General features: G+C 59.0%; 20 protein-coding genes. 10 read left to right on the top strand and 10 right to left on the bottom strand.

All coding sequences use genetic code 11. The features are described from left to right. Positions 1 to 6 precede the first annotated feature (6 nt). Positions 7 to 1,449: an ArnT family glycosyltransferase gene (locus AVCG78_RS04810; RefSeq protein WP_081355509.1), complete on the top strand. Its 1,443-nt coding sequence runs from the start codon at positions 7 to 9 to the stop codon at positions 1,447 to 1,449. A 12-nt stretch (positions 1,450 to 1,461) separates the two neighbouring features. On the opposite strand, the gene AVCG78_RS04805 is transcribed toward AVCG78_RS04810, so the two are convergent. The 5 genes from AVCG78_RS04805 to AVCG78_RS04785 form a co-directional block, all read right to left on the bottom strand. Then, complete coding sequence (locus AVCG78_RS04805) at positions 1,462 to 1,980, bottom strand: GNAT family N-acetyltransferase (protein ID WP_015915696.1); 519 nt, start codon at positions 1,978 to 1,980, stop codon at positions 1,462 to 1,464. A gap of 96 nt (positions 1,981 to 2,076) precedes the next feature. Next, positions 2,077 to 2,556 (bottom strand): GNAT family N-acetyltransferase, encoded by a 480-nt coding sequence (locus AVCG78_RS04800; protein ID WP_174089658.1) that lies wholly within the window; start codon positions 2,554 to 2,556, stop codon positions 2,077 to 2,079. Between the two features lie 4 nt (positions 2,557 to 2,560). Next, positions 2,561 to 4,042 (bottom strand): Asp-tRNA(Asn)/Glu-tRNA(Gln) amidotransferase subunit GatA, encoded by a 1,482-nt coding sequence (gene gatA, locus AVCG78_RS04795; RefSeq protein WP_071204400.1) that lies wholly within the window; start codon positions 4,040 to 4,042, stop codon positions 2,561 to 2,563. Between the two features lie 71 nt (positions 4,043 to 4,113). Next, the gene (gatC, locus tag AVCG78_RS04790; RefSeq protein WP_015915693.1) at positions 4,114 to 4,401 is read right to left on the bottom strand and encodes an Asp-tRNA(Asn)/Glu-tRNA(Gln) amidotransferase subunit GatC; all 288 of its coding nucleotides are present in this window, start codon (positions 4,399 to 4,401) and stop codon (positions 4,114 to 4,116) included. A gap of 163 nt (positions 4,402 to 4,564) precedes the next feature. Continuing rightward, positions 4,565 to 5,269 carry a metal-dependent hydrolase gene (locus tag AVCG78_RS04785; RefSeq protein WP_015915692.1) on the bottom strand — a complete coding sequence of 235 codons (705 nt, stop codon included), beginning with the start codon at positions 5,267 to 5,269 and terminating at the stop codon, positions 4,565 to 4,567. A 144-nt stretch (positions 5,270 to 5,413) separates the two neighbouring features. Between AVCG78_RS04785 and ruvX the strand changes: the two genes are divergently transcribed. Then, positions 5,414 to 5,890, top strand: a complete 477-nt coding sequence (gene ruvX / locus AVCG78_RS04780) for a Holliday junction resolvase RuvX (protein WP_015915691.1) — start codon at positions 5,414 to 5,416, stop codon at positions 5,888 to 5,890. Here the strand turns inward: ruvX and AVCG78_RS04775 are convergent. The 4 genes from AVCG78_RS04775 to AVCG78_RS04760 all read right to left on the bottom strand — a co-directional run bounded on the left by AVCG78_RS04775 (position 5,845) and on the right by AVCG78_RS04760 (position 8,628). Then, complete coding sequence (locus tag AVCG78_RS04775) at positions 5,845 to 6,165, bottom strand: DUF6105 family protein (protein ID WP_071204396.1); 321 nt, start codon at positions 6,163 to 6,165, stop codon at positions 5,845 to 5,847. The genes ruvX and AVCG78_RS04775 overlap by 46 nt on opposite strands. Continuing rightward, on the bottom strand, positions 6,162 to 6,362 hold the full coding sequence (locus AVCG78_RS04770) for a hypothetical protein (RefSeq protein WP_139191394.1): 201 nt from the start codon (positions 6,360 to 6,362) through the stop codon (positions 6,162 to 6,164). The genes AVCG78_RS04775 and AVCG78_RS04770 overlap by 4 nt, the downstream gene beginning before the upstream one ends. A gap of 133 nt (positions 6,363 to 6,495) precedes the next feature. Further along, positions 6,496 to 6,924, bottom strand: a complete 429-nt coding sequence (locus tag AVCG78_RS04765; RefSeq protein WP_071204394.1) for a GNAT family N-acetyltransferase — start codon at positions 6,922 to 6,924, stop codon at positions 6,496 to 6,498. 60 nt (positions 6,925 to 6,984) lie between these two features. Beyond that, positions 6,985 to 8,628, bottom strand: a complete 1,644-nt coding sequence (locus AVCG78_RS04760; RefSeq protein ID WP_015915688.1) for an acyl-CoA dehydrogenase family protein — start codon at positions 8,626 to 8,628, stop codon at positions 6,985 to 6,987. A 307-nt stretch (positions 8,629 to 8,935) separates the two neighbouring features. On the opposite strand from AVCG78_RS04760, the gene AVCG78_RS04755 reads away from it, so the two are divergent. From AVCG78_RS04755 to dprA, 4 genes are read left to right on the top strand one after another with little or no spacing between them, the layout of a single operon-like run. Then, a complete protein-coding gene (locus AVCG78_RS04755; RefSeq protein ID WP_060715742.1) occupies positions 8,936 to 9,892 on the top strand; it encodes an aspartate carbamoyltransferase catalytic subunit in 957 nt (318 codons plus the stop codon). Next, positions 9,889 to 11,178, top strand: coding sequence for a dihydroorotase (locus AVCG78_RS04750; protein ID WP_156582641.1), 1,290 nt, complete (start codon positions 9,889 to 9,891; stop codon positions 11,176 to 11,178). The genes AVCG78_RS04755 and AVCG78_RS04750 overlap by 4 nt, the downstream gene beginning before the upstream one ends. 20 nt (positions 11,179 to 11,198) lie before the next feature. After that, positions 11,199 to 11,828 (top strand): glycerol-3-phosphate 1-O-acyltransferase PlsY, encoded by a 630-nt coding sequence (gene plsY, locus AVCG78_RS04745; RefSeq protein ID WP_015915685.1) that lies wholly within the window; start codon positions 11,199 to 11,201, stop codon positions 11,826 to 11,828. Between the two features lie 6 nt (positions 11,829 to 11,834). Beyond that, positions 11,835 to 12,986 carry a DNA-processing protein DprA gene (gene dprA, locus AVCG78_RS04740; protein ID WP_015915684.1) on the top strand — a complete coding sequence of 384 codons (1,152 nt, stop codon included), beginning with the start codon at positions 11,835 to 11,837 and terminating at the stop codon, positions 12,984 to 12,986. A 153-nt stretch (positions 12,987 to 13,139) separates the two neighbouring features. Here the strand turns inward: dprA and AVCG78_RS04735 are convergent, their stop codons facing one another. Further along, positions 13,140 to 13,346: a hypothetical protein gene (locus AVCG78_RS04735; protein ID WP_071204388.1), complete on the bottom strand. Its 207-nt coding sequence runs from the start codon at positions 13,344 to 13,346 to the stop codon at positions 13,140 to 13,142. 250 nt (positions 13,347 to 13,596) lie between these two features. Between AVCG78_RS04735 and topA the strand changes: the two genes are divergently transcribed. The 4 genes from topA to AVCG78_RS04715 all read left to right on the top strand — a co-directional run bounded on the left by topA (position 13,597) and on the right by AVCG78_RS04715 (position 20,694). Continuing rightward, positions 13,597 to 16,311 carry a type I DNA topoisomerase gene (gene topA, locus AVCG78_RS04730; RefSeq protein ID WP_071585279.1) on the top strand — a complete coding sequence of 905 codons (2,715 nt, stop codon included), beginning with the start codon at positions 13,597 to 13,599 and terminating at the stop codon, positions 16,309 to 16,311. A 98-nt stretch (positions 16,312 to 16,409) separates the two neighbouring features. Next, positions 16,410 to 18,686, top strand: coding sequence for a ribonuclease R (rnr, locus tag AVCG78_RS04725; protein WP_234665097.1), 2,277 nt, complete (start codon positions 16,410 to 16,412; stop codon positions 18,684 to 18,686). A gap of 146 nt (positions 18,687 to 18,832) precedes the next feature. Next, complete coding sequence (locus tag AVCG78_RS04720) at positions 18,833 to 19,288, top strand: DUF983 domain-containing protein (RefSeq protein ID WP_071204382.1); 456 nt, start codon at positions 18,833 to 18,835, stop codon at positions 19,286 to 19,288. A 221-nt stretch (positions 19,289 to 19,509) separates the two neighbouring features. Next, positions 19,510 to 20,694, top strand: coding sequence for an MFS transporter (locus AVCG78_RS04715; protein WP_071204380.1), 1,185 nt, complete (start codon positions 19,510 to 19,512; stop codon positions 20,692 to 20,694). Position 20,695 lies beyond the last annotated feature (1 nt).

Here is a 20,695-nt window from a genome sequence, read left to right as displayed (position 1 = left end):
TCCCAGATGCGCATCACCCTTCGTACCAGCGTCTTCCTTATCCTCGCGATTACGCTTTACCGCATCGTGATGCTGCATTTCGACGGCACAGACCTGTTTGTGGACGAGGCGCAATACTGGCTATGGTCCACCCATCTCGACTTCGGCTATTATTCCAAACCACCGATGATCGCCTGGGTGATCCATATGTTCACATTGATCGGTGGCAGCCAGGATATTTTCTGGGTCCGTGTGGCAAGCCCGCTGTTCCATATGGCAACAGCGCTGCTGCTAATCCCGGCAACGGCCCGCCTGACAGGCTCTGAAAAGGCCGGGCTGTGGACGGGACTGAGCTATGCGACCCTGCCGGGCGTGGCGCTGTCATCGGTTTTCATGTCCACCGACACGATCCTGTTTCCCTTCCTGGCGCTGACGCTGCTGTGTTATTCGCATCTGATCGAGCGCCGCTCGGCTGGCTATGCGGTTCTGATGGGCATCGCCATTGGCTGCGGCACTCTGTCGAAATACGCGATGCTGTATTTCGCGGCCACCGCGATCATTGCCGCCATCGCCCTGCCCAAAGCGCGCATCGCGCTGAGAGACACCATGCTTGCCATCTTCGCGGCAACCGTGGTCATTGCCCCGAATATCTGGTGGAACAGCACCCACGGCGGTGCCACCTTGAAACACACCTCCGAAAATGCCGATTGGCACGGGCTGAACTTCAAGATCGGCAAGGCGGCAGAGTTTCTCGGCAGTCAGTTCGGCGTGGTCGGACCGGTGTTGTTTGCCGCCCTGCTGATCGTGTTTTACCGGATGGTGTGGGGCCGTGCCTCTACCACCGAAAAACATCTGTTCATCCTGTCCTGGCCGATCATTCTCGCCATCGTTTTCCAGGCCTTGATGTCGCGCGCCTATGCCAATTGGGCAGCAACCGCTTACGCAGCCGGCACCATGCTGGCGGTCTGGTATCTGCTCCAGTCCTCGCCTCGGGCGCTGAAAATCTCGCTGGCGATCAACGGCATCATCGCCGTCGCCTTTCCGCTGCTGACGGCTTTTCCTCAGGACGTCACGACACCAAAAGGCCAATCGGTGCTGGCGCGTTATCTGGGACGGACCGATCTGAGCTGGGCGATTGCCACAACGGCTGCGAGGACCGGCACCGCGACCATCGTCGCTGATAACCGCGATATTCTTGCCGATCTGTTTCACACGCTGCGCGACGAGCCCTTCACCATCAAAGCCCGGACCGCCGGTGGTTTTCCGCGCAATTATTATGAGCAGGAATTTCCGCTGACATCGGCGCTCGGCACCGAAACCGTGCTGTATGTGACCGGAGCCAATGTCACTTGCCACGGCGCGGTGGTCGATCCTGTGGCAGACCTGACGCCCAAGGATGGCTATCTCATGGGACGCAAGCTGAAAGCCTACGCCATTTCCGCCAGTTGCCTGACCAACCAGCTGACATAAACGCATTGCGCCCTATTCGAACCCACCGCCGGGGCCATAGGTAAAGCTGCGTTTTTCAACGAGACGCTTCGACATGCCGACCGTTTCAACATCCCGGTCCAACTTCGGATTATAGACCACCGACAGCCAGTGGACACTATAGCCGTGGTGTTCAAAAAAACCGACGGCCTGACGGTTGCGGGCATGCGTTTCCAGATGTGCTTCCTCAAAGCCCAAGTGAACGATATCCTCCTCGATGGAGGCAAGCAGCGCCTTGCTATAGCCGCGCCGCTGGTAATCGGGATCGATCCAGAAATCGGAAATCTTGTCATCCAGATTTTCGCGCGCCGCCCAGCCGACGGGGTGGCCAGCATGTTCGACCACGGACATGGTGATCAGATTCGAGCGGGCGAAATTGGTAAATGCGCTGCGGGCAGTATCGACCATCGTCCGCGTTTCACCGACGGGAATCATCGCCTGTTCCCAGGCGCGAAAGCCGATATCGGCCAAAACCCCTGCTTCGTCGGAATGCGCGCTGCGAATCGTCGACATCGGCTCCTCACATGGATGATCGGTCGAGTAGATCACCGGGAATGCAACAGCGCCAGTGGCGTTAAGGTTTTATGAACACTTTGATGAGGAGGTGCTTCAGTAAAGCCGCCGCCGTAGCCGGACCTTGGGAATTTCCAGCTCCATGACGGCGTCGCGCTCCATACCCTGCCAGACTGTCTCGAAACCGCAGCTTTTATAAAGGGCCTGGGCAGCAAAATTGTTCTGGTGGGTGGAAATTCGGGCCTGTTTTACCCCTTCGCACCGCATTGTCTCGCAAAAGTGCAGCACCAGCGACCGGCCAATGCCACGCCGCTGATGGTCAGGCGAGATCCAGATATCGGAAATCACATCCCGCTCCGCCTCACGCGCGCCCCACCCGGCAATCGTCCCTTCGACCTCGGCGACAATGACATCCAGCGCAGGCTCAAAAGGGAAGCGCAAAAACGCTTGCTTGACCTTTTGCGCAATAGCCGGATCGGTCATGGTGCGATCCAGCGGTCCGGTGGAGCGCCAACTGTCCCAGCCGATGTGACCGACCATCTGCCGGTCAGCCTCCTCCATCGGCCTCAGGATCATCAGCCTACCACCACTGAGCGGGCGTGAACTTTCCGGCGGCCTGTTCGATGACATGGGCGGTTTTGAAAAGGGTTTCTTCCTCGAAGGGCTTGCCGATCAGTTGCAGGCCAAGCGGCAGACCCTTGGCGTCGAGACCAGCAGGAACGGACAGGCCCGGCAGGCCCGCCATGTTCAGCGTTACCGAGAAGATGTCGTTGAGATACATTTTCACCGGATCGGCGGCCAGATCCTTGTCGCCGATGGCGAAGGCCGAGGACGGGGTGATCGGTGTCAGGATCGCATCAACGCCTGCGGCAAACACCTGTTCGAAATCGCGCTTGATCAGCGTGCGGACCTTCTGGGCGCGCAGGTAATAGGCATCGTAGTAGCCAGCCGAAAGCACATAGGTACCCATCAGGATACGGCGCTGCACTTCTTTGCCGAAGCCCGCCGCGCGGCTCTTTTCATACATGTCGGCAATATCCTTGCCATCAACACGCAAGCCATAGCGCACACCGTCATAGCGGGCGAGGTTGGATGACGCTTCGGCTGAGGCGACAATGTAATAGGCTGGCAAGGCGTATTTGGTATGCGGCAGGGAAATATCGACAATCTCGGCACCGGCCTCCTTCAGCCAGGCCATGCCCTTCTGCCAGAGGGCTTCAATCTCTTCCGGCATGCCATCGACGCGGTACTCCCGGGGAATGCCGATCTTCATACCCTTGACGGACTGGCCGATAGCCGCCTCATAGTTCGGTGCCAGAAGATCAACCGAGGTCGTGTCCTTCTCGTCGATGCTGGCCATGGATTTCAAAAGGATGGCGGCGTCGCGCACGTCGCGGGCAATTGGACCGGCCTGATCGAGCGACGAGGCATAAGCAACAATACCCCAACGCGAGCAACGGCCATAGGTGGGCTTGATGCCGACAGTGCCGGTGAAAGCTGCCGGCTGGCGGATGGAGCCGCCGGTATCGGAAGCAGTGGCACCCGCGCAAAGCCGTGCAGCCACAGCCGCCGCCGAACCACCGGATGAGCCGCCTGGCACCAGCTTTTCCTCGGAGCCCGTGGCCCGCCACGGATTGACCACCGGACCATAGAAGGAGTTTTCGTTGGACGAACCCATGGCGAATTCGTCCATGTTCAGCTTGCCCAACATCACCGCGCCCTCGTTCCAGAGGTTCTGGGTAACGGTCGATTCGTATTTCGGCTTGAAGCCTTCGAGAATGTTCGAGCAGGCCTGGGTATGGACGTCGCGGGTGGCGAACAGGTCCTTGACGCCAAGCGGAATGCCCTCCAGCGCGCCAGCCTTGCCGGTGGCCAGCCGCGCATCCGAGGCCTTGGCCATATCGCGGGCAATCTCCGGCGTCACCGTCACATAGGCATTGATGGCGCCATTGGCAGCCTCGATGGCGCCCAGATAGGCATCGGTCAGCTCAACGGCGGTGATATCCTTGGAAACCAGCTTTTCGCGGGCTTCGGCAATGGTGAGGCTGGTGAGTTCGCTCATGAATACGGTCACTTTATAGTTGGCGCGGCTGCGTCGAGGGCGTCGATGGCTCGGTGGATAATCGCACCGGCTTATTCGACAACCTTGGGCACCAGGAAGAAATGGCGGTCGGTTTCCGGCGCATTGGCAACGATGTCATCGGCCTTGCCACCATCGGTGACGGCGTCCTTGCGCTTGCGCATCGCCATTGGCATGACCGACGTCATCGGTTCGACGCCATCGACATTCACTTCCGACAATTGTTCGACAAAGCCAAGAATGCCATTCAACTCCCCCATGACCCGCTCGGCCTCGTCTTCGGGCAGAGCAATACGGGCAAGCTTGGCGACACGCTTGACGGTGGCGAGATCAACGGACATCGGCATTCTCCAGATCGATTATCAGACCCGCTATAATCGCCGAACCGCGCCCGCGCAACGGGCAGGCTTTTACCACCCTCGAATTTTCACCCCTGGCCTCGCATTTTCGCCCCTAGAGAGAATGACCCAGGGGCGAAAACAACGATTTCAGCAAGGCATCATTTCACAGCGACAGCGTTTCGCCCGGCTTGGGTGCCTTGACCTCGGTTTTCGAGCCTTCCATGCCGCCCACGAATTTTTCCGGGGTCTGGTCGATGATCGGAAACGTGCCGTAATGGGCGGGGATAGCGGTCTTGAAGTTGAAGAATCGCTGGCAGGCAAGTGCTGCAACCGCACCGCCCATGGTGAAACGGTCACCAATCGGTACGATGCCAATATCGGGCTGATGCAATTCGTTGATCAGCGCCATATCGGAGAAAATATCGGTATCGCCCATATGCAACAGGGACGCTTCATCCTGGAAATGCAGCATCAACCCATTGGCATTGCCGAGCGCATGCGACACGCCATCCTCGGTGATCTGCGCGGAAGAATGCAGCGCATTGGTAAAGGTCGCAGTAAAGCCGCCCAGATCGATCGTGCCGCCTGTATTGCCCATCTCGATTTTGGACACACCCTTGGCACCAAGCCAGGCAGCGAGATCGGCATTGGCCAGCACGGTTGCGCCGGTATCCTTGGCAATCGCCACCGTATCGCCGACATGATCGCCATGGCCGTGGGTGAGCAGAATATGCGTGACGCCCTTGGTCATATCCTTCCTATCCAGCCCGGAAAAGCTGGCATTGTGGGTCAGGAACGGGTCGATCAGAATGGTCGCCTTGGCGGTTTCGAGACGAAAGGCCGAATGGCCGAGCCAGGTGAGTTTCATGGAATATCCTCTATGGATGAATGAAAATGGTTTGCCCGCCAAGACATATGGCATAAGCAGCGCAAGAAAAGACCAAACGGCGAGGATACCCCCGTATCCACACAGTTTGGCATGAACACACTATTCACATTTTGAGAAACAGTTATGGCGACCCTGGAAATCGAAGAACTGGCGCAAAGCCTGCAACCGGGTCAGGCCGTGGCGGGGCTCGATCTCGGCACCAAGACCATCGGTCTTGCCATGTCGGATCTCGGACGCCGGTTCGCTTCGCCGCGCACGGTGATCAAGCGGACGAAATTTACCAAAGACGCAGAGGTTCTGCTGGCCTTTGCCGCGAAGGAAAAAGTCGCCGCCTTCGTCATCGGCCTGCCGATCAACATGGATGGCTCTTCCGGGCCGCGTGTCCAGGCCACACGCGCCTTTGTGCGCGCTATGGCCGAGAAGACCGACATTCCCTTCGTCTACTGGGATGAGCGGCTATCAACAGTCGCGGCAACGCGCGCGTTGCTGGAAATGGACGTTTCGCGGGCCAAGCGTGCCGAACGGATTGATTCGGCCGCCGCCAGCTTCATTCTTCAAGGGGCGCTGGACAGGCTGTCTGGCCTTGCATCCACGCTCTGAAGCTGCCTTGCTTTCCACCAGGCAGCAATTTGCTTACGGCGGCGAAAGGCAACCAGACTGAATAGTACAGCGCTATCGATAACGATGGCACGCATGACCAGCGGCGGAATGCTTTCCGGCGCGATGCCCAGAACATTGCCATAGATGGTAAAGACCAGATCATGGGTCTGGCGGGTCAGCATGAAAAAGCCGAAGCTCATGTCGTTGAGCGACAGATAATACCAGCTTCCCAAAAGCAGGATTGGCCCGGCCCAGAAGATCAGCAGATATTTCATGCCAGCCTCCCCTTGGCGGATACAGATTGACGCGGCAGGAGATGGGCAAAAAGATCATCCGGTGCCTTCAGCACCAGCCAATTGATCGCCGCCATGGTGCACAGCACCAATGCTGGCACCGCAATATCCAATGCCAAAACGGCAAAAAACGCCATCATGACGCCCAGTGCCATATATTTCCGAAGGCCAGTCATCATTACCCGCCCCTATTGGTTGCATTCACCAGCAGAGTTAACGGTTAATGAATGCCGCACAACGTAAACCTTTTATTAAGGTTAATTTTGGGGGGATGGGGCTGTGGATAGATTTATTGCGGACGGAAATCCAATCTCAAAAGCGCTTTTTCAGAAAATATTGTCCATGGGCTTTTTCGCCTGCCTCAAGCTCGCCGAACAGCTGAAATCCTAGCTTTTCATAAAACGGACGGGCCTGAAAATCGAAGGTCTCCAGCCAGATCCCTTCACTTTCGTGTCGGCGGGCAATCGCCTCTGCTTCCTCCATCAGGCGTCGGCCAAGACCCAATCCCCGATAGGCTTCAGGCACAACAAGAAGCTTTACAAAACTCCATCCGTGATCCGTCAGACCATATAAACCGCCGATAACATCACCACTCTCCGGGTCCCGCAAAAGAATCGCGAATTCGACATAGAAAGCGTGCTGAGCCATCGCATTATTGTAGGTCAGCAAAGCATCGAGAATTGATGCCTTCTGCTGCGAAGTCACGTTATCCTCGACGATTTCAATACGGGGCACCCGCATGATGACGCCACCTCCTTGCGCGTATCAAGCTTTCTAAAAACGGAGTTCCGGAACCGCGTCTCAATCCACTGCCGGATACAGCAAATCAATCAAATACCGGCTGTCGAATCGGGCATCAAGCACGCCGTAGGTATTGCGCCAGCCGCCTGTCAGGCGTGTCTCAAGAAAGGCATCGGCGATCTTGCCCGCCCCCATGCGGTAAAGCTCGGCGGCGGCGGCGGCCAGCGCCATTTGCTCGACCAGCAGGCGGGCCGCACCTTCGTCGCGTTCGCAGAGCGCCATGGCGGCGCGCAGCACTTCGACGGTCTTGCGGCCTGATGGGCCGAGATCGCGTTCCAACTCGGCAAACACCATTTCGAACAGATCCTTGCCACGGGCCAGCACGCGCAGCACGTCCAGGGCCATAACATTGCCGGAGCCTTCCCAGATGGCGTTAACAGGGGCCTCGCGGTAATGGCGGGCAATGGCGCGTTCTTCCACATAGCCGCTGCCGCCGATGCATTCCATCGCTTCATAGATCAGCGGCGGCGCCATTTTGCAGACCCAGTATTTCACCACCGGCGTCATCACCCGTGCGTAAGCCGCATCGGCGGGATTGTCACGAGCACGGTCGAAAGCCTCGGCCAGCCGGAAGGACAGCGCCGTGGCCGCCGCCACATCCAAAGCCATATCGGCAAGAACCCTGGTCATGATCGGCTGGTCCACCAACTTCTTGCCGAACACCGAACGGCCCCGCACATGGTGGACAGCCTCGGCCATCGAAGCGCGCATGATTCCCGCAGACGCCAGTGCGCAATCGAGCCGGGTCAGGGTTACCATTTCCAGGATGGTGCGGATGCCGCCACCCTGCTCGCCCAGCAAAAAGCCGAAGGCATCGGTAAATTCGACCTCGGAGGAGGCATTGGAGCGATTGCCGATCTTGTCCTTCAGCCGCTGGAACTGCAAACCATTGGCCGAACCGTCTTCCAAAAGGCGCGGCACCAGAAAACAGCCGACGCCCTCAGGCATCTGCGCCAGCATAACGAACCCATCGCTCATCGGTGCCGACATGAACCATTTGTGGCCGGAGAGCCGGTAGATCCCCTCACCCACCCGTGTGGCGGTGGAGATATTGGCGCGCACATCTGTGCCGCCCTGTTTCTCCGTCATGCCCATGCCAATGGTAATGGCGGATTTCTGCATGGCGGGGCGGTTGGAACTGTCATATTTGCGCGAGAGAATCTTCGGCGCCCATTCCTTCTGCACTCGGGGCGAGCCCATCAGGGCGGCGACCGAGGCGCTGGTCATGGTCAGCGGGCAGAGATGGCCGCATTCAAGCTGGGCGGTGAGATAGAATCGCACGGCGCGGGCCTTGTGGTCCTGGCCGCGTGCATCCGCTAAATTTTCCCAGACGGAGGAATGCAGGCCGGTTGCCATGGAACGGCGCATCAGCGCGTGCCAGGCCGGATGAAACTCCACCACATCCAGCCGCTCACCGCGCGGCCCGTGGGTGCGCAGTTCCGGCGGATTGTGGTTGGCCATGCGGGCCAGTTCCTGCGCCTCGTGCGAGGTCACATAGCGGCCAAGCGTATCATATTCATCGCGCAGGTTGCGGCTGAGGCCGTTGGTAATATCGACCACCAGCGGATCGGTGCGAAAGGCGTTCACGCCGGACCAGGGCCTTGGCTGATTGAGTTCCAGCAATTTGTCTTCCGTACGGCTCATCCGCGTTCCAATTTTTATCTTTGTCTTACAGCAATGCCGCAAATCGATCTTTGTCGATGGTCTTTAACACGTTTGCGCGCATTTGCGACAGCATGGGTCGGGGCAAGCGACCAAAACGGGGGACAAAGGCTTGCACGTCTCAAGCAGGCTTGCTCCTGATCATCGCAGTCTTTATAGACCGCGCGACCCCTTCGGAGTCTCATGCTTTCACTACGAAGCGGAGAGACTCCAAAGCCTTTCGTTGTCGTTTGTCCTGTCGGAAAATCGGGCTCCATTTTTCCCTGACGAACTCTAGGAGAACATGCGCATGGTCTTCTTTCCCCATCGCCATCTGATTGGCATCAAGGGCCTTACCGAAACCGATATTACCTATCTGCTCGATAAAGCTGACGAAGCGGTAAAAATCAGCCGCCAGCGTGAAAAAAAGACCTCGACCCTGCGCGGTCTGACCCAGATCAACCTGTTTTTCGAGGCGTCCACCCGCACCCAGTCATCCTTCGAGCTGGCGGGCAAGCGGCTCGGTGCCGATGTGATGAACATGTCGGTCGGTAATTCGTCGGTCAAGAAAGGCGAAACGCTGATCGATACGGCGATGACGCTGAACGCCATGCACCCGGACGTGCTGGTGGTGCGCCATGCCTCAGCCGGTGCGGCAGCACTTCTCTCGCAAAAGGTCGCCTGCGCGGTGATCAATGCCGGCGATGGCCAGCATGAACATCCAACCCAGGCGCTGCTCGACGCGCTGACCATCCGGCGCGCCAAGGGCAAGCTGTCTCGGATCATTGTCGCCATCTGCGGCGACGTGCTGCATTCGCGCGTCGCCCGCTCCAATATTCTGCTGCTCAATGCCATGGGCGCGCGGGTCAGAGTTGTGGCCCCCGCCACGCTGCTGCCTTCGGGCATTGCCGATATGAGCGTCGAAGTCTTCCATGATATGAAGGAAGGCCTGAAAGGCGCCGATGTCGTGATGATGCTGCGCTTGCAGCGCGAGCGCATGGCAGGGTCGTTTGTCCCGTCGATTCGCGAATATTTCCACTTCTACGGGCTAGATGCTGAAAAGCTGAAAGCCGCCAAGGAAGACGCCCTGGTCATGCATCCCGGGCCAATGAACCGGGGGGTGGAAATCGCCTCCGATGTGGCCGATGGGCCGCAAAGCGTCATCGAAAGCCAGGTCGAGATGGGCGTCGCCGTGCGCATGGCCGTGATGGAATCGCTGCTGATCTCTGACAATAACGGCCCGCGTAGCGAAGGAGTTGGCGCATGAACAAGCCGCTTGTCTTCACCAATGCCCGCATTATCGACCCATCCCGCGCATTGGATGAGGTTGGCAGCATCATTGTCTCCGCCGATGGCCGCATTCTGGCCTCCGGTGCCGATGCCCGTAATCAGGGCGCGCCAGAGGGTGCCGAAATCAGGGACTGCAAAGGACTGGTCGCGGCACCGGGTCTGGTGGATGCGCAGGTGTTTGTCGGCGAACCCGGCGGTGAGCACCGCGAAACACTGGCCTCCGCCGGCAAGGCCGCAGCGGCTGGCGGCGTAACCTCCTTCGTGATGATGCCGGATACCGATCCTGTCATCGATGACATCGCCCTGGTGGAATTCATCAAGAACGCGGCGCGGGAAAAATCGCCGGTCAATATCTATCCGGCAGCGGCCCTGACCCGTCGGCTGCGCGGCGAGGAAATGACCGAATTCGGCCTGTTGCAACAGGCGGGCGCGGTCTGCTTCACCAATGGCCGCCATGGGCTGGATGATACGCTGGTGCTGCGCCGGGCGATGACCTATGCGCGGGAATTCGGCGCGGTGATTTCGCTGGAACTGCACGAAAAATATCTCGGCAATGGCGTGATGAACGAGGGCCTGTTTGCCAGTTGGCTGGGCTTGTCGGGCGTGCCGAAGGAAGCCGAAATCATTCCGCTGGAACGCGACCTGCGCATTGCCGGGCTGACGCGGGCAAAATATCACGCCGCCAAGATCTCGGTGCCGGGCTCGGTGGAGGCCATCAAACTTGCCCGCGCACGCGGCGCGAACGTCACCTGCGGCATTTCCATCAACAATCTGTCGCTGAACGAAAACGATATCGGTGAATACCGGACCTTCTTCAAGCTGGCCCCGCCGCTGCGGGCCGAGGATGATCGGGTGGCGATGGTCGAGGCCTTGGCAAGTGGCGATATCGACATCATCGTTTCAGCCCATGATCCGCAGGATGTCGATACCAAGCGCCTGCCGTTCGGCGATGCTGCCGATGGCGCGGTTGGTCTGGAAACCTTGCTGGCAGCAGCTCTCAGGCTGCATCATGCCGGTCAGGTGCCGCTGATGCGGCTGATCGATGCGATGTCCACCCGGCCTGCCGAAATTTTCGGGCTGGATGCCGGCACATTGAAGCCGGGCGCAAAGGCCGATATCGTGCTCATCGATCTGGACGAGCCATGGTTGGTTGCCAAGGAGACGCTGTTGTCGCGCTCCAAGAATACACCGTTCGAGGACGCCCGCTTCTCCGGCCGCGCTGTCGCCACCTATGTGGCTGGCCAACAGGTGTTTTCTCTTTAATTGGATTACAGGAGCCGGCCATGCCCAGCCTCGATTACAGTCAGGTGACGATCACTGCCCTTATCGCCTCGCTGGCGATTGGCTATCTGCTCGGCTCTATTCCTTTCGGACTGCTCCTGACCCGGATGGCGGGCCTGGGCGACGTGCGCAATATCGGTTCCGGCAATATTGGCGCCACCAATGTGCTGCGCACCGGCAATAAGAAGCTGGCCGCAGCCACACTGCTGCTGGATGCCTTGAAGGCAACGGCGGCGGCGCTGATCGCCCAGAAACTGTTCGGCTCCGATACGGTCCATCTGCCGGGCCTGCTTGGGGGCTTTGCTGCCTTTATCGGCCACCTGTTCCCGGTCTGGCTGGGTTTTAAGGGCGGCAAGGGCGTGGCCACCTATATCGGCACATTGCTCGGCATTTTTCCTTTGATGGTGCTGGTCTTTGCCATCGTCTGGCTGTCGATTGCTTTTCTCAGCCGCTATTCCTCGCTATCAGCACTGGTTGCAACCCTTGTTATTCCGGTTGCATTGTGGATACTTGGTCAGCCGGAAGCTGCCATGATCACCTCGGCGATGACCGTGATCACCTGGGGCAAGCACAAGGCGAATATTGAACGATTGATTTCAGGCACCGAGAGCAAGATCGGTAAAAAAGGATAGCACACCATGTCGGCAGGCGGTTCGGGACGCTCAGGTATCGCCCTGACGGAAAAACAACGAACCGCCTGGCTAAGGCTGATCCGCTCCGACAATGTCGGCCCGGCCACTTTTCGCGACCTGATCAACAATTTCGGCACCGCCGAACGTGCCTTGGACATGCTGCCCGAACTGTCGCAGCGCGGCGGCGCCACCCGTTCCATCCGCATCGCCACAGTGGCTGAGGCCGAACGCGAGCTGGAATTTGCCCGCAAATTCGGCGCGCGATTCGTCGGTATCGGCGAGCCGGACTATCCCCCGGCGCTGCGCCAGATCGACGCGGCGCCGCCGATTCTGGCGATGAAAGGCTTGGGCAGTACCGCCATCCGCCCCTCCATCGGCATTGTCGGATCGCGCAATGCCTCAATCAGCGGCGTGAAAATGGCAGCACTGCTGGCACGCGATTGCGGCACAACCGGCTACACCATCACATCAGGTCTGGCGCGCGGTATCGATGCGGGCGCGCATCGGGCAAGCCTGGACACTGGCACGATGGCCGCCCTGGCCGGTGGGCTCGACCGGCCCTACCCGCCTGAGAATGTCGATCTGCTGAAAGACATCTGGGATGGCAAGGGTGTGGCGATCAGCGAAATGCCATTTGGCTGGGAGCCTCGCGCCCGCGATTTTCCAAGACGCAACCGCTTGATTGCCGGGACATCCCTTGGGGTTGTGGTGATAGAAGCCGCCAGTCGTTCCGGCTCACTGATTACCGCGCGGCTGGCTGCCGATTTCGGACGGCTGGTGTTTGCCGTGCCGGGCTCGCCGCTCGATCCGCGCTGTCATGGTACCAATGGACTGTTGAAAAACGGTGCGACGATCACCACCGAGGCCCGGGATATTCTCGAGGCGCTATCCCCGCTCAGCAGTATTGACTTGTTTTCCCAGCCGCAGGTGGAAGAGCCGGTCTATGAAGAAAGCGAGACCTTCAACCAGCCACCCGGCGAACAGGATCGAAGCCGGATCATCGACGCGTTGGGCATAACGCCTGTTGAGGTCGATGATATCATTCGCCACACGCAATTACCGCCATCCGCCGTCTATCTGGTGATGCTGGAACTGGATATCGCCGGGCGCCTGCACCGTCATCCCGGTGGACTGGTTTCGATTGCACCGCTGGATTAAAGTTGGACTTCGCGCATTTCCGGCAAAAGCGTTTATCGATCTTGCGCCTCGAAATGCGTGAAAACGAAAGAAGCGATCGCCCGTCTGATTCAATCTAACCGGCCAGACTGTCAATCTAAAGTGAGGCTCACGCATCCACGCCTTGAACGATTTTCAAAGCGTTCTTTTGGCGTTTGAGATCATTCTTGGCGCTTTGTGGCGGCGTTGAAGGTCGCCGGCCTCTTCAAAAGCCATCTCGATCAGGTAGCACAGCATTTGCGCGCCCTCCTTTTCGGCAACCAGCCGCAATTCGCCCAGCATCTGGCGCACATAGGCTATGCTTTCCCGGCTATGAAGTTCCGCTGCGCCACTGCCCGTCATTACGTGTTCCCGTCGTGGAAATACAACCTGAATATGTATAATTGCTACCTATGCAACATATGATACAGAATTGATTTATGATTGCAATACCATTTTCATAAACTTTTGGTTGTGCAAACGTGTGATGGATAAAATGCATGAGGGGACTTGACCCCGGCGCAATCCCTGTCCATGTCGAACCATCGATGCTTGAACCCTCGCCAGAATCGACGCCATATGCAACAAACGGGGCCATGTTCAGAGAAACAGAATGAATGTAGTCGTTGTCGAATCCCCTGCCAAAGCCAAGACGATCAACAAGTATCTCGGACCGGGATATAAGGTGCTCGCCTCCTTCGGCCATGTCCGCGACCTGCCTGCCAAGGACGGCTCGGTCCTGCCGGATCAGGATTTCGAAATGCTATGGGAAGTGGACACCGCCTCTGCCAAACGCATGAAGGACATTGCCGATGCGATGAAGGGGGCCGACGCCCTGTTTCTCGCAACCGACCCGGATCGTGAGGGTGAAGCGATTTCCTGGCATGTGCTGGATCTCTTGAAGAAGAAGAAGGTGATCGGCGACAAGCCGGTGAAGCGCGTGGTTTTCAACGCCATCACCAAGAAAGCCGTGCTCGACGCCATGGCTGCCCCGCGTGATATCGATGGCGATCTGGTCGATGCCTATCTGGCGCGCCGTGCGATGGACTATCTGGTTGGCTTCAACCTGTCGCCGGTTCTGTGGCGCAAGCTGCCCGGTGCCCGTTCGGCAGGCCGCGTCCAATCGGTGGCCCTGCGGCTGGTTTGCGACCGGGAAAACGAGATCGAACGATTCGTCTCGGAAGAATACTGGAACCTGTCGGCGCTTCTGAAGACTCCACGCGGCGATGAATTCCTGGCTCGCCTGGTGTCCGCGGATGGCAAGCGCTTGCAAGCGCGCAGCGTTGGCAATGGCGACATGGCCAACCGGCTGAAAGACCTGCTCGACGGCGCCAACTATGTGGTGGAATCGATTGAGGCTAAGCCCGTCAAGCGCAACCCGTCGCCACCCTTTACAACCTCTACGCTACAACAGGCCGCCTCCTCCAAGCTCGGCTTTTCCGCCTCGCGCACCATGCAGGTGGCGCAGAAGCTTTATGAAGGCGTTGATATTGGCGGAGAGACCGTCGGTCTGATCACCTATATGCGTACCGATGGCGTGCAGATGGCCCCGGAAGCCATTGAGGCCGCCCGCGCCGCGATTACCCAGCAATTCGGCCCGCGCTATATGCCGGAAAAGCCGCGCTTTTATTCCACCAAGGCGAAAAACGCCCAGGAAGCGCATGAAGCCATCCGCCCGACCGATTTTACCCGGACGCCAGATCAGGTCCGCCGCTATCTCGATGCCGACCAATTGCGCCTCTACGATCTGGTCTGGAAGCGCGGCATTGCCAGCCAGATGGCGTCAGCCGAAATCGAGCGGACCACCGCTGAAATCCTCGCCGACAAGGCCGGTGAAAAAGCTGGTCTGCGCGCCGTTGGCTCGGTCATCCGCTTCGACGGTTTTATTGCTGCCTATACTGATCACCGTGAGGAAGGCGAAAAGAGCGACGACGATGATGAAGATGGCCGCCTGCCGGAGATCAACGCCCGCGAGGCGCTGGCCAAGCAAAAGGTCAATGCCACCCAGCATTTCACCGAGCCGCCACCGCGCTATTCGGAAGCGACCCTGATCAAGAAGATGGAAGAGCTTGGCATTGGCCGGCCCTCCACCTATGCCGCGACGCTGAAGACGCTCAGCGACCGCGAATATGTTGTTATCGACAAGCGTAAGCTGATCCCCGAAGCCAAGGGCCGTTTGGTGACGGCATTCCTGGAAAGCTTCTTCACCCGCTATGTCGAATATGATTTCACCGCCGATCTTGAAGAAAAGCTCGACAAGATTTCTGCCGGCGAGCTGAACTGGAAAGACGTGCTGCGCGAATTCTGGCAGAATTTCTTTGCCCAGATCGAAGGCACCAAGGAATTGCGCGTCACCAACGTGCTCGACGCGCTGAATGAGGCGCTGGCCCCACTGGTGTTCCCGAAGCGCGAAGATGGCTCGGACCCGCGCATTTGCCAGGTTTGTGGCACCGGCAATCTGTCGCTGAAGCTGGGTAAATACGGCGCCTTCGTCGGCTGCTCCAATTATCCGGAATGCAACTTTACCCGCCAATTGTCTGCCGATGGCGGCACGGAAGCCGAAGCCGTCGGCAATGAACCAAAAGCACTGGGTGAAGATCCGACAACGGGCGAACAGATAACTCTGCGGTCTGGCCGTTTCGGCCCTTACGTCCAGCGTGGCGATGGCAAGGAAGCCAAGCGCTCGTCCCTGCCCAAGGGTTGGTCGCCGACCGATGTGGATTTTGACAGGGCGCTGTCACTGCTGTCGCTGCCGCGCGAAGTCGGCCTTCACCCGGAAACCGGCAAGATGATGACTGCGGGGCTTGGCCGCTACGGACCTTTCGTGCTGCATGATGGCACCTATGCCAATCTCGATAGTATCGAGGATGTGTTGACCATCGGCCTCAACCGCGCCGTCACGGTTCTGGCTGAAAAGCAGGCCAACCCCGGTGGCCGTGGCCGCGCAGCACCTGCCGCCCTGAAAGAGATCGGCGATCATCCCGATGGCGGCGCGATTACCGTGCGCGATGGCCGCTATGGTCCCTACGTGAATTGGGGTAAGATCAATGCGACCATTCCCAAAGGCATGGACCCGCAAGCCGTGACCATGGAAGAGGCGATTGCCCTGATCGTCGAGCGCGCCGCCAAGGAAGGCAGCGGCAAGACCAAGGCGAAACCTGCGGCCAAATCCGCAGCCACCAAGAAAGCGCCTGCGAAAAAACCGGCTGCGAAAGCCACCAAGGCCGATGCGGATGACGCCGCCGACGCCAAACCAAAGAAAGCAGCTGCCAAGCCGAAGGCGACGAAGCCCAAGGCAAAGCCCGCCGCAAAAACAGAGAAAGCCTGACCTTGAGCAAATCCCCGCGACCCGACACCCGCAGCCTCACCAACAGAACGCGGAAGGCGGAGCTTGCGGCGCAAAAGGCGGCGGACAAAAATGAAACGGTGATCATTCACGGGGCGGTGCCGCCCCGTGAAATCCTGATGCAGTTCATCACCGACAATCCCGACCGGGCATCAAAACGCGAAATCGCCAAGGCTTTTGGCCTGAAGGGCGAAGCCCGTATTGAATTGAAGGAAGCCCTGCGGGCTTTGGAAGAAGACGGGCTGGTCAACAAGAACCGCAAGTCGCTGAGCCGACCTGGGGCATTGCCGCCCGTGACCGTTCTCGACATCACCACCCGTGACAAGGATGGCGACCTGATCGGGCGTCCCGCCGAATGGCCGGATGAACTGGGCGCTGCCCCTGCCGTTTCCATCCGCCAGTCCAGCGCGGACCGCGCCAAGGGCAAGACGCCGGTTGGCGGACTAGGCGACCGGGTTTTGGCAAAGATTTTCCCCTCCAAGGACCATATCGGTCCCGCCTATACCGCCCGGATCATCAAAGTGATCGACAAGCGGCGCGGCGCGCTTTTGGGCGTCTACCGTGAAATGGCCGGTGATACCGGCGGCAGGCTGATGCCGATCGAGCGGCGCGGCGAGGAAATGGTCATCGAGGCCGCCGATGTCGGCGACGCCCGCGACGGCGATCTGGTCGAGGTGGAAGTCGGGCGGCTCTCCAGCCGTCTGGGTCTTGCCCGCGCCAAGGTTCTGTCGGTGATTGGCTCGGTGGCATCAGAAAAAGCCATCTCGATGATCGCCATCCATGCCCATGGCATTCCACATATCTTCCCGCAATCGGTGCTAGACGAGGCCGATGCCGCCAAACCGGCCAGCATGGCGCATCGGGAGGACTGGCGCAGCTTGCCGCTGGTCACGATCGACCCGCATGACGCCAAGGACCATGACGACGCTGTTCATGCCGAGCCGGACCCCTCGCCCGATAATCCGGGCGGCGTGATCGTCACCGTGGCGATTGCCGACGTCTCCTATTATATCCGCAGTAAGTCGGCGCTGGACCGCGAGGCGCTGAAGCGCGGCAATTCGGTCTATTTCCCCGACCGGGTCGTGCCGATGCTGCCGGAGCGGATTTCCAACGATCTCTGCTCGCTGCGCGAGGGCGTTGACCGGCCTGCACTGGCCGTGCGCATGGTATTTTCTCATGAAGGCCGCAAAGCAGGCCATACCTTTCATCGCATCATGATGAAGAGTGCGGCCAAACTGTCCTACCAACAGGCACAGGCCGCTATTGACGGCAACCCGGATGACAAGGCTGGGCCGCTGCTGGAGCCGATCCTGAAGCCGCTTTGGGCCGCCTATGCGATCCTGAAGCGTGGCCGCGACCGCCGTCAGCCACTGGAACTGGACATGCCGGAGCGCAAAATCATCCTTAAAGCCGATGGCACAGTGGATCGGGTCTTTGTACCAGAACGGCTGGACGCCCATAAGCTGATCGAGGAAATGATGATCCAGGCCAATGTGGCCGCCGCCGAGACGCTGGAGAAGAAAAAACAGCCGCTGGTCTACCGCATCCACGATACGCCAACATTGGCCAAGCAGGAAGTGCTGCGCGAGTTCCTGGCCACCATCGGCTTTTCACTGGCCAAGGGCGGCAATCTGCGCTCCAATTCGTTCAATGGTATCCTCGCCAAGGCGCAGGACACGCCGCATCAGACCATCGTCAACGAAATGGTGCTGCGCTCGCAGAGTCAGGCGGTCTATAGCCCCGAGAATATCGGCCATTTCGGCTTGAACCTTTTGAAATACGCGCATTTCACCTCCCCCATCCGCCGCTACGCCGACCTGATCGTGCATCGGGCGCTGGTTGGCACGCTAGGGCTTGGCGAAGGCGGCATTACATCCGATGAAGAAGCGGCGCTGGCCGATGTCGCCGCCGAAATTTCCACCTTCGAGCGCCGCGCCATGGCAGCCGAGCGCGACACGATCAACCGGCTGATCGCTCACCATCTGGCAACACGGATCGGCGACGAATTCGACGGGCAGGTCTCAGGCGTCACCAAATCCGGCCTGTTCATCTCCCTGCCGCAATATGGCGCTGATGGCTTCATTCCGGTCTCAACGCTTGGCCGCGACTATTTCATCTACGATGAGGCACATCAGGCACTGACCGGCGAAAAGACCGGGCTTGGCTATCAATTGGGGGATAGCGTCAGCGTCAAGCTGGTGGAAGCCGTGCCGCTGGCCGGTGCCTTGCGGTTTGAAATCCTCAGCGAAGGCAAGAAAATGCCGACCGGCATCCGTTCCTTCCACAAGGCGACGCGGCGCGGACGGCCTGGTCCCGGCAAGACACCGGGAACAAGACCACCGCGTGGAAGGCGTTGAAACTACGCGCCGAGTTCGTATATCTGGGCTTCGTAAATGAAGCCAGTCGAAGCGCTTGTGCGCAAATGCCGCGATGAAATATCAACTTTCATGCCCCATCTTTGATCAAAGCCTATAGGATTTGATAGAAGTTCAGGAGGAACCGCATGTCTGTCAGCCAGTCTCCCCCCGTTATCCGCTTCGGCGGCGGCAAGGATGCGGTTCGCCCGCTTGGACGCTCCATTCTGCGCGGACTGATGTGTACCTGTCCCGCCTGCGGCTCCGGCCGCCTGTTCAAGGCCTTTCTGAAACCGGTAGACACATGTGCGACCTGCGGCGAGGATCTTTCCCACCAGAGGGCCGACGACCTACCGCCCTATATCGTCATCATGATCGTCGGCCATGTGCTGCTGGGCGGCTATATGATGACCGATCTGGTCTTCGTACTGTCGACCTGGGCGCATCTGGCGATCTGGACGCCGATTGCCGTCATCGTCTCTCTGTTGATCATCCAGCCCATCAAGGGCGGCGTGGTGGGGCTGCAATGGGCGCTGCGCATGCATGGCTTCGGAGACGAACCTGACGTAATCGAGGACTATGACGAGCGCTATCCGCCAAAGTAGCACCTCAAGCAAAGCCATCAGAAACCAGTGACGTCCGACGACGATCTGACTGCGGCAGTCCGTTTTTGCCTTAAACTGGTTTCGATTTTCACCATTATGGAGTAAAGGCCGGGGACCATTGGCAGATTATGAAATTCAATAGGCCTTTGTTGGCTTGGCATGATGCCTTGCGCTGTTGTCTGTCCCCGCGCATCGCGTGCAATTTCGTCTGAGGAACTTCCATGTCTGACACCAGAGACCCTGTTACCGGACATCGGGAAGAGATCCATTGGCCATCGCTGATTGCCGCAGTCTCATCGATTTCCGCTGTTGGCATTGCCATCGGGCTTGGGTTACCGCTTCTCAGCATCATTCTGGAAAAACGCGGTATTCCCTCCACCCTGATCGGGCTGAATTCAGCCATGGCAGGCGTTGCGGCGATGATTGCCGCGCCAATCACCACCAGGCTCGCGCACCGTGTCGGGGTGGCGCAGACCATGATCTGGGCGGTGCTGCTGGCAGCGCTCAGTTCGCTCGGCTTCTATTACGCCGAAGCCTTCTGGATGTGGTTTCCCCTGCGGCTGGTGTTTCATGGCGCCACGACGACATTGTTCATCCTGTCGGAATTCTGGATCAATGCCGCCGCGCCACCGTCGCGGCGCGGGCTGGTGCTCGGCATTTATGCCACGGTGCTATCGGTCGGTTTTGCAGCAGGCCCCTTGTTGTTTTCGATTGTCGGCAGTGAAGGCGTATTGCCCTTTGCCATCGGTGCGGTTGCCATCCTGATGGCAGCGGTGCCAATCTTCGTTGCCCGCAACGAAAGCCCGGCGCTGGATGAAAAGCCAGAGATGCATTTCTTCCGCTATATCTTCCTGGTGCCAACCGCCACAGCCGCCGTCTTCGTGTTCGGCGCGGTGGAAGTCGGTGGACTGTCACTGATGCCCGTCTATGCCACCCGTATCGGCTTCACAGAGGCCCAGTCAGCCCTGCTGCTCACTGTGATGGGGGTTGGCAACATGGTGTTCCAGATCCCGCTGGGCATGCTCTCCGACAAGCTTAGGGATCGCCGCTTGCTGCTCGGCGCCCTGGCGACGGTCGGTCTGATCGGATCGCTGCTGCTGCCGCTGATCTCCCATAGCTGGATGGCGATGGCCGTCATCCTGCTATTCTGGGGCGGCTGCGTCTCCGGCCTTTACACTATCGGTCTTAGTCATCTCGGCTCCCGACTCACCGGATCTGACCTGGCAGCCGCCAATGCCGCCTTCGTTTTCTGCTACGCCGTTGGCACGGTGGCCGGACCACAAGTCGTGGGTGCAGCGATTGACATGGGCGGAAATGCCGGTTTTGCCTGGTCGATTGCCGGCTTCTTTGCGTTATATGTGGTTCTTTCCGTCGCACGATTGTTTTTCAAGGGTGCGCGGGGTTGAC

Source organism: Gillisella vitis, from assembly GCF_021559775.1.
Taxonomy (GTDB): domain Bacteria; phylum Pseudomonadota; class Alphaproteobacteria; order Rhizobiales; family Rhizobiaceae; genus Allorhizobium; species Allorhizobium ampelinum.
This window is presented reverse-complemented; position numbering and strand designations above follow the sequence as displayed.